This is a genomic window from Rhodospirillum sp. A1_3_36, assembly GCF_047263945.1.
GTDB lineage: Bacteria > Pseudomonadota > Alphaproteobacteria > Rhodospirillales > Rhodospirillaceae > Rhodospirillum.
This window is the reverse complement of record NZ_JBLAVB010000053.1, coordinates 1-6,036: the sequence shown is the minus strand read 5'-3', so window position 1 is coordinate 6,036 and position 6,036 is coordinate 1. Positions and strand designations below refer to the sequence as shown.

General features: G+C 65.3%; 3 protein-coding genes. 2 read left to right on the top strand and 1 reads right to left on the bottom strand.

Annotated features, from left to right (window positions below):
• On the bottom strand, window positions 1-3,048 hold a 3,048-nt coding region (locus tag ACLIRY_RS26420), incomplete at its 3' end, for a CHAT domain-containing protein (RefSeq protein ID WP_413208413.1).
• A gap of 459 nt (window positions 3,049-3,507) precedes the next feature.
• Between ACLIRY_RS26420 and ACLIRY_RS26415 the strand changes: the two genes are divergently transcribed.
• Both ACLIRY_RS26415 and ACLIRY_RS26410 read left to right on the top strand, forming a co-directional pair.
• On the top strand, window positions 3,508-4,053 hold the full coding sequence (locus ACLIRY_RS26415) for a Bro-N domain-containing protein (RefSeq protein WP_413208412.1): 546 nt from the start codon (window positions 3,508-3,510) through the stop codon (window positions 4,051-4,053).
• Between the two features lie 89 nt (window positions 4,054-4,142).
• Window positions 4,143-5,753, top strand: a complete 1,611-nt coding sequence (locus ACLIRY_RS26410) for a recombinase family protein (RefSeq protein ID WP_413208411.1) — start codon at window positions 4,143-4,145, stop codon at window positions 5,751-5,753.
• The last annotated feature ends 283 nt before the right edge of the window (window positions 5,754-6,036 follow it).

Sequence of the window (6,036 nt, the reverse complement as noted above, 5' to 3'; positions counted from 1 at the left end):
CCGCATCGTCAGGATGTCCGCGATCTTCCCCATCGTCACAGCGCGCTCCCGCAGGTCTCCCAGACGCTCGTAGACGGGAAGTTCCTCCTCCCGACGGATCCGAAGCGCCTCCTCCGTCTCTCCCCGCATCGTCAGGATGTCCGCGATTCGACCCATCGTCACAGCGCGCGACCGCACCTCTCCCAGACGCTCGTAGACGGGAAGTTCCTCCTCCCGACGGATCCGAAGCGCCTCCTCCGTCTCTCCCCGCATCGTCAGGATGTCCGCGATCTTCCCCATCGTCACAGCGCGCGACAACTCGTCTCCCAGCGCGTCGAACCGCTCCAGGGCCTCCCGCAGGAGCGCTTCCGCCGCCGCCGGGTCGCCCCCCTGGAGCAACCGGGACGCCCGGTCGAACAGCACCATCGCATCGGTGCGCGGATCGCCGCCCGCCAGGGAGGCCGCCCGCGCCAGGAGCCCGTCCTGCCCGGCCCCATCGCCAAGCCGTTCGGCGCAGGCCGCGCCGGTCCGCAACAGGAACAGGCCGGGAGGGCTGTCCAGGCGCTCCAGCAGCGCCAGCGCCTCCTGAACCAGGCCCCAGGCAGCCTCGGTCGCCTGGGCCCGGTGGAACAGATAAGCACTGCCCGCGCGCGCCGCCGCGTTGACGATCTCCGGCGGGCCACCGGCGAGCAGCGCCAGGCGGGCCAGTTCGACGGCCCGGGGATGTTCGGGGAGATCACCCTCCCCATCGGACCAGGCCGCATGCAGCAACCCCACCACCGCCTTCGCCAGATGCACCCGGTCCTCCGGCGACAGCGCGTCAGCCAGGGGCCGCGCCAGGGGATTGACGCCGGTGTCCATGCCCCCCGCCGCGCCGCCATGGCGGTCCAGCAGCCCCAGGCCCTGGAGGCGGGAGAGCGCGCGCCCCGCCTCGCCAACGCTGGCCGCCCGGCCTGCGGCCTCCAGGACCGCCTCCGGCACCGGCAGGGAAAACAGCGTCGCCGCCTGGAACAGACGGGCCTCCGTCGGGGTCACCATTTCCCGGAAGGCGCGCAGGGACACCCGCCGGAAAAACTCCTGGGCGGCGCTTTCCTCCTCCGGCACCTCCCCGCTCTCCAGATAGCCTTCCACCGCCCGCACCGCTCCCTCGGCCGCAGCCAGGGCCGTCGCCCGGTCGGCGATCTCCAGAAGGGGACGGGTCAGGATTTCCTGCAGGCCCGGATTGCCCCCGGCGGCCGCCCGGATCCGCCCTTCCAGCCGGTCCAGCTCCGGGTCGGCGCCGAGGGCGCGTTCCCGTCCGCTCAGGCGGGCCGCCGTGCGCATCTGCTTGGTCCGTTGGGCCTCATCCATGGGCGGCAGCGCCACCACCGTCAGATGGGCCGCGAGGTCATGGCCCCGCGCATCGCTCAGGGCAAAAACATAGCGGCTGGTGATCAGCAGGCGCGATTTCGTGGCGCCCCCGGCATCCCGGAAGGCGCCGATGATCGCGGCCATCACCGCCGCGTCCTCCGCCGTCTTGAAGGGGGTCGCCGCCTCCCCCCGCCGGGGCTCGGCCAGACACCGCTCCAGATCGTCGACGATCAGCAGCAGGGGCCGGGTCCCCCCGTGACCCGAGAAGGCCCCCTTCACCATCTCCTGAAGCACCCGCTTCAGGGCGGAGGGGTCGTCGAGGATCGCCTTCTCATGCGCCTCCAGGGCGGCCTGTTGCGCCCCCTCGGGCAGGGCGTCGACCAGCCCCAGGAACACCGAATGGGCATCGTAGCGCTCGAACACCACCACGACGTCGTGGCCATCCAGCCGGTTGGCGATGCGTTCGGCCAAACTGGACTTGCCCAGGTTTCCCATGCCCTGGAGAAGCACCCCGGAGGCCCCCCCGGCCCAGGCCCGCAGCGCCGCCTGGATGGAGCGGCGGCGGCCGACGAACCGCTCGGGCGGGGCCACGGGGACCCGCTCGCCCCGTTTGTCCAGATAGACCCGATCCCGCCGGGGCCGGAAGGGACGGGTCGGACAGGAAGGATCGCAGAGGGCCCCGCCGCCGCCCGGCCCCAGCCAGACCCGCGCCAGATGCCAGTGGGTCCCGCGCTCGCGGTTGGCCCGGTGGTCGGCCAGGACGGCCCGTCGAGCCATCGCCGCGGCGTGGACCACGCTCCGCCCCCCCGCCAGTTCCCCATAGAACACCTGGGCGAAGCGGATGGCCGTATCGTCCAGGACCGACCCGTCCCAGCCCAGGGCATTGGGCACCCCGGATTGGACCATCGCCTGGACAAGGGAGCCCACATCACCGTCCGCCTGTTCCGCTGTCCGACAAGCCGATAGGAAAACCAGACCCGGCAAGTGTTGGTAATCCCCCAGCGCCTCGCACAGCCGGTCGGCGTCCACCCGGTCGAGCCCGCCCTCGGGGGTCTCCAGGGCCAGGAAGGGTCCCCGCTTGTCCAGGTCGCCATGGCCGGTCAGGTGCAGCACGTCCCAGCGGGAGGATTGCTTCAAGCGCAGCCGCAGGCCGTCGAGACCGCCGCTCTCCTCGACCGCAAGATGGGCGCCCAGGCCATGGGTGGCGTCGAGGAAGGCGATTTCCTCCCGTTCGTGGTCGAGGACATGTTGTCCCTCCACCTCGGCGGCCATGAACAGGGCGGCGATATCGCCGTGGACCGGCGCTTCGGCCTCTGCGGCCATGCCGAGACGGCGGGCGACGAGGAAGGGACGCCGCGCGTCCTCCGCCAGCAACAGGCCATCGGGCGCCAGCACCTCCCAGGGCACATCCAGCAGGGCCCGCGCGCCCCCGTCCGGTCGACCCGAGGCGAGGATCTCCAGAGCGATCGGCCCGACGCTGCGCTGGATGCAGCGGTCCAGCCAGAGGTCTCCTCCGTTCAGGAAATCGGCGATCTCCCGGCCAAGGGACGGCAGGGTATCGGGCCGACGCGTCCGCACCGCCGCCTCATAGGCCCGGGCCCAGGCGTCAAGGCGGGCGACACCCTCCGGACCGAGGGGCTTGCGAACCGTCCCCCCTCCCGGCGCGGCGTCCGTACAGACGAGGTCGCCACCGCTTAGCCCGATACGCAAATCCGCCATGCCCAGTCCCCCAACAGAGATACCCCATGCCTGCTCTCGTATCTTAATGGGGTTCTCTGACAGGGAACAGCCCATAGGCGGAAGACCGATAAACAATCACCCTTATGGTGTTGTTTGCCCCGGCAGAAACACTCCCCTTTTCCAGAAATCGTTGAGTGTGCATCGCACGCGAATAAGGCCACCGTCCAGAATGGACGGCGTTCGGTACCGGTACCGAACATAACCTGCCACCAGTACGACAGGGAAAGTAACGGAAAGAAGCGGAATGTCTCGGAAACTTCCGGAAAGAAGCAGAATGCTCCGGAAACTCGCGGAATGCGGTTATCAGACACCTCAATCCTATCTATTCATCAACATCATATCGCCTTCGATACACTCATTACCTACCCCTTACTTCTTGATACACTTCATCGGACGTCGTACATCTTGATCTGTCCATTTTCTGTATAGAGAGACCCGATGAACGCCGTGATTTCCTTTGAATTCGACACTTTACCCGTCCGAGGCCTCAACATCGGCGGAGAGCCCTGGTTCGTCGCCAAGGATCTGGCCAGCGCCCTAGGATACGCCAACCCTCAGGAAGCTGTGCGCGATCACTGCAAATGCAGTCGCCCCGTGGGGGTGAGCGATTCGCTCACCCCCCTGGATCCCCAAACGATCATCATTCCCGAACGGGACATGTATCGCCTGATCATGCGCTCCAAACTGCCTGCGGCGGAGCGTTTCGAGGAATGGGTGGTTGGCGAGGTCCTGCCCACCATCCGCAAGACCGGCGGCTATGGATCCTCCCAGGCGGCTCCCGGAGACCAGATCCTCGTCTCCTGTGACATCGTCTCCGGGTATATCCAGCTGCTCCAGGAAAAGGCCGACCGCGCCGAAGAGCGTCGAGAGAAGAAGCGTATCCAGGACCTTCTCGCCAATCACCAGGCCATGGTCCGAACGCTGATCGAAGTCACCCCCCTTACCGATGAAGAAAGGGCTCTGCACCTAAAAATTCTGGAATAGTTGTGTAATGCCCCATAGGTTTTACCTCCCTCCCCGTGCGACACCTTCCGGTGGGACCGGCTTCACAGATCTCACCTTGGACATACCCTATGCTGGTCGCCCTCTACGCCCGCCATTCCACCGACAAGCAGCAAGGATCCGCCGAAGACCAGATCAGCCGATGCGCCAGGTTCTGTAAACAACAGGGGTACAGGGTGGTGGAGGCCTATCGGGACGAAGCCCTGTCCGGCGCCCACATGCTGAACCGCCCGGGCATCCAGGCCCTGCTCACAGCGGCCATCGATGGCGACTTCGAGCGCGTGATCACCGAGGACCTGTCCCGCATCTCCCGCGATCAGGCCGATACCGCGACATTTTTCAAGAAACTCACCTTCATTGGTGTTGGCATCGAAACCGTGTCCGAAGGTATCATCGGGGAACTCCACATCGGGCTGAAGAGTACGATGAACGCCCTCTATCTGAAGGACCTCGCCGACAAGACCAGGCGCGGGCAGATCGCCGCAGTGCTGCGCGGCTCGATCCCCGGGGGCGTCACCTATGGCTATGACATCGTCCGGCGCTTCGATGAAAATGGAGAGCCCATTCGGGGCGCCCGCAGCATCAACGAAGCCGAGGCGGAGGTCGTCAAGGGGATCTTCAGCGACTACCTGGCGGGCGTCAGCCTCAAGAAAATCGTCGAGAACCTGAACAGCCTGGGCATCCCCGCACCGACTGGCGGCAAATGGGGTCCCACCACCCTGATCGGCTCGGCGGCGCGCGAAACGGGCCTCCTGCGCCAGACCATGTACATGGGCGTCATCACTTTCAACAAGATGGAATTCCGCAAGCACCCGGAGAATGGAAAACGCCTGTCCATCCTCCGGCCCCGATCCGAATGGATTCAGGCCCCGGCCCCGGAGCTGACCATCATCGACGAGATGACCTTCAAGGCGGTCCAGGAGATGATCATCGAACGGTCCAGCAAGCGGAGTGAACTCATTCTCCAGCGCAGGCAGGAAAGCGACACCGAAAAGGCGGCCCGCGAAGCGGCGCGGGTCAACCGCTGGAAGCGCGAGCAGGCCCGGTCGAGGAAAACCATCCACACGATCCTGTCTGGCAATCTGTATTGCGCCGCGCACGGACACAAAATCACCGCAGCCCGGGAACGCCGCTTCGCCTGTTCGGAACCGGGATGCCCCCTTCGCCAAGTAGCCCGTGACGATCTTTTGGATCAGGCCATCGCGGCCTTGGGCCAACTCACCGGGACGGCGATCTCAAGCCACTATGAAACCGAGGAAATCAGGGAACGGCGTGAGGCCTTCACCAAGAAGATCGATGCCCTCACGCCCAAAATCGAGGCCCGACGGGAAAAGGTGATGAATGTCCTTGATGCCATCGGCGGCGCAGCCCGCACGGAAACCATCCGAGGCTTCCTTGATGCCCAGGAAGAAGAGATCCGGAAACTGCGGTGGGAACAGATCAAGCTTGAACGGCGAAGAGATGCCCTTCAGCCGAAACCCGGGATGATCAAGGCGGTGCTCCGCATCTACAATCAAGCCCTGAGCCAGCTCCGCAGCGATCCGGTCGAGCATTCCGCCACCCTCCTTCTGCGCCGGACCATCGAACGCTTCGATGTGGCCGGAGAAAGGGACAAGCCAGAGGTCGCGGCCCGGTTCAATATCCCCGGCGTGATGGAGTTGCTGGACGAACTCGACCGGTAGGGCATCGGCGCGACGGCTCCAGAAGGTCCTCGCTCACACTTCCATTCCCCGCTCCATCACCCCATTCGGAGAATGCCTTTCGGACCTAGCTAGGCCCATCCGCCGCCCACGCCAAACTCCTTGTAAACAATATGGTCGCGACCAATTTTAATGTAAAATGCGTTGAAACTCTCATTCCCGATCCCGAAATACCAATGGTCCATACAACATGAACCGAACAACCTGATCGGGCTTTATCATATCCGAAGGCAGTCCAATCCGCCCCCTGAAATCCCGAATATCA

What these genes read in the sequence shown, in the direction of transcription:
- ACLIRY_RS26415 (WP_413208412.1), top strand. Translation starts at nt 3,508, where the DNA reads ATGAACGCCGTGATTTCCTTTGAATTCGACACTTTACCCGTCCGAGGC.
- ACLIRY_RS26410 (WP_413208411.1), top strand. Translation starts at nt 4,143, where the DNA reads ATGCTGGTCGCCCTCTACGCCCGCCATTCCACCGACAAGCAGCAAGGA.